This is a genomic window from Terriglobia bacterium (genome assembly GCA_036496425.1).
Classification (GTDB): Bacteria; Acidobacteriota; Terriglobia; order 20CM-2-55-15; family 20CM-2-55-15; genus 20CM-2-55-15.
The window spans coordinates 1-3,071 of record DASXLG010000033.1 but is presented as its reverse complement, the minus strand read 5'-3'; the positions used below and the strand labels follow the sequence as shown (position 1 = coordinate 3,071).

Here is a 3,071-nt window from a genome sequence, read left to right as displayed (position 1 = left end):
TTCCTTCCATCTCCTGATCACCTCGAGATTGTCCGGGTTCTGGGATGCGCTTCGAGCTGGTCCAGATTTCCCAGCAGCGAGATGGGACGATCCCATGCCGCTGCCCGGCTGGTTACATACTCGATCATGTCCGGCTGCGTTCCACGGTTTCTCGACGATCCATAGTTGTTGATATGAAGAGTTGGCCGGCGGTCGCGGTAAAGCCGTGGGCAGCGCGAAGGATTGGCGGGAAGCTTTGGCCCGCGTATGGGCTTAGTGACAAGCAGATGATGGAGTTCCGGGGAAATCCGGTCGACTATGCGGAGCAGCTGGCCGGGAGCCGCATTCCGTTGCTCAATGTGGTCTGCCGCAAGGACCAAGCCGTGCCGCCGGCGGAGAATACCGAGGTTCTCGCGGCCCCTTTTTTCGACAGCTAGGCGGGACGATCGAGGTCCACTACAACCAAACGGAGGCGGTAACCGATCGGGGAAATCATTTCGATCTGGACGATCCGATACTCGAGGTCGTGGTAGCGCATGGAAGCCACAAGCGGTAATCAACTCGCTCCCGTCTTCTGGAAATTTCCGGCGAATGCCTTTCATCGTAGGTGCGCCAAGTGTTCCGAAGGGCTGATCCATTGTGCAGGCAGTTCCAGGTTGCACCGCGCTCGAAGCGCTCTGCCGGTCGCCGACTTTGTCAGCAATTTTGTCAGGCGACCGCGCGGGTGATCTACTCGCCCATCTCCCGCTTGAGGTCATAAGTGAACAGATTGAAGCATCGGAGCGGGAACTATGGAGTTTGGTCTCGACTAGCCTGACCGGAGAAGGCGGCCTTTCTGCCCGAACCATACAGAATGGCCCCCGGACGTCGTCCTGTGTGTTGGCCGCCGTCAATTACTACCTGGCCATTCACCAAAACATACTGCACACCCGCGGCATATTGCTGCGGCTGCTCATAGGTTGCGCGATCCACGATTCGGGCTGGATCGAAAACTGTCACATCCGCCCACATTCCTTGTCGTAGGAGTCCTCTATCGAAGATGCGGATCTTTTCTGCATTGGCCGACGTCATTTTCCGGATAGCATCTTCGAGCGTGAGCACCTTCTCGTCGCGCACATACCGGCCAAGAACGCGCGGAAAAGTACCGAAATAACGCGGGTGCGGGTGCCCCTCTGCTGTGGGGCCATCGATCGCCACAGCCGTTCCGTCCGAACCAATGGAGACAAATGGCTGCTGCAATGCGTATTGCATGTCTTTCTCGTTGTGATGGAAATAAACAGTAGGAACGGAGCCGTTATTGTCTTCCAGAACCTTGAAAAGTGCGTCGACCGGAGCGCCTCCGACGTTCGCAATTACCTCGTTCATGCGGTGCCCTTCGTATTTTTTGTATGCGGGGTTGGATAACGAAACCAGCAACATGCCTTCCCAACTGCCGGTCGCCGTATAGTGGTTGTACCAGTTGGATCCGGGGATGCCGTGCTCAATTTCACTGACGAGTCGTACATGCAGTGACGGATCTTTCAGGCGCTGAAGCATGGCTTGGGTACCACCTTCGTGTGCCCATGGCGGAATGATCGTGGCAAGATTATTCTGCCCGGCTCGGTACGGATAGACATTAGCGGTTACATCCTGGCCATTCGCACGTGCGTTCTGAATTTCGGCTACTAATTCGGGCATCTTTCCCCAAAGCTCGTGATCGGCAAGCTTAAGGTGAATGATGTCCACTGGCAGGCCGGCCCGTTTGCCGATTTCAATCGCCTCCGCTACCGATTCGAATACGCCTTTACCTTCGGTGCGCATGTGGGTTGAGTAAATGCCTCCGTATTCGGCGGCGATTTTACACATTGCAACTAAGGTGTCGGTGTCGATCCATGAACCCGGCGGACCGCTCAACGAACTCGCAACGCCTAGCGTCCCTTGCTGCATGGCTTGCCGCACCAGCGTCTGCATTGCTATGACTTCGTCCGCCGTCGGCGGACCAGCGTGCTGCCCACGCACGTACGTCCAGATCTGGCTCGAACCTACATAGCTGCCGATATTAGTGGAAATGCCCTGTTTCAGCAGCCGCGAAAAATAACCATCGAAGTCAGTCCAGCCAGCTACACCGTCGGACTCTTGTTTCCCTCCCAAGGGAGCAGCCGAACCACCTTCCCCCAAGATCATCGACGTAACACCCTGGCGGATCATGCTCTGCGCATTTCCATCAGTGATAATTGTGTAATCCGAGTGGTTATGGATGTCGATGAAACCAGGGCTAACTACGAAACCTTTGGCATCGATCACGCGTTTGGCATTCACCTCGCCTAAGTTGCCGATCCGCCCTATTTTTCCACCTTGGATTGCTACATCGGCGAGGAACGACGCATTGCCGGTTCCATCTACGAGTCGTCCCCCGTGGATCACAATATCGTAATCCTGACCCACGAGCACAAACGAGACAGCAGCAAACAGAATGAGCAGCTTCATATCAGTCGATCTTACCGGCTGCAGAACCATCCGCTATCGAAACGGATCGGCGGGCACGTTCTTTGGGCTTATTGCGCCACACCAGCCGTTAACGCGCGAATTAGTCCTAGCTACTGAGCTTCTGGCGCAAGTTGAAGTAGGCCGAAGGCAGCCGGCACATGAAACGACCGCGCATGGGTGGGACGCCAATTCAGCAGTAGACGATTTGGCCCACTTCCCTGCGTTCTAAAGAAGTTGATTCGGAGTTGCAGTCCAGGCATAGCGGGATTCCGAGAAATCGATTGAAAGGGAATGCGCATTTCTGCATACCAGATCTTCCTAGCATTATCGATCCGGGCTTTCACCTTGAAGCCTGAATTCCAGCGCCACCCCTCGGGTGAGCCGCCGGATTTGTCCCGGTCGATATCCAAGTCAACCCATTCGCCGTGGGGAGACACCTCGAATTCTTTATAACGATTGATGTCTTTGAAATCGTCGCCAATGAAAGCTTCCGCAACATCCCAATTCCAAAGACGATTCGTTTCCTGAGCGGGATTAGGATCCGGCTTTAGATAAAGAAAATCAAAGGCGCAAATGAACAAGAGATAGAGATTGTCCTGTGTCCAACGCGAACGGATTTCCATGAC

The 3,071-nt window shown here is 54.9% G+C and carries 3 protein-coding genes; 1 reads left to right on the top strand and 2 read right to left on the bottom strand.

The window, feature by feature from the left end; translation table 11 throughout:
- The first annotated feature begins 173 nt into the window (after positions 1 to 173).
- A complete protein-coding gene (locus VGK48_02430) occupies positions 174 to 416 on the top strand; it encodes a hypothetical protein (GenBank protein ID HEY2380016.1) in 243 nt (80 codons plus the stop codon).
- Positions 417 to 768: 352 nt separating this feature from the next.
- Here the strand turns inward: VGK48_02430 and VGK48_02425 are convergent, their stop codons facing one another.
- Entirely contained in the window at positions 769 to 2,445 is a 1,677-nt protein-coding gene (locus tag VGK48_02425; protein HEY2380015.1) for a D-aminoacylase, read from the bottom strand.
- A gap of 110 nt (positions 2,446 to 2,555) precedes the next feature.
- A partial coding sequence (locus tag VGK48_02420) for a carbohydrate-binding family 9-like protein (GenBank protein HEY2380014.1) occupies positions 2,556 to 3,071 on the bottom strand: 516 nt, incomplete at its 5' end.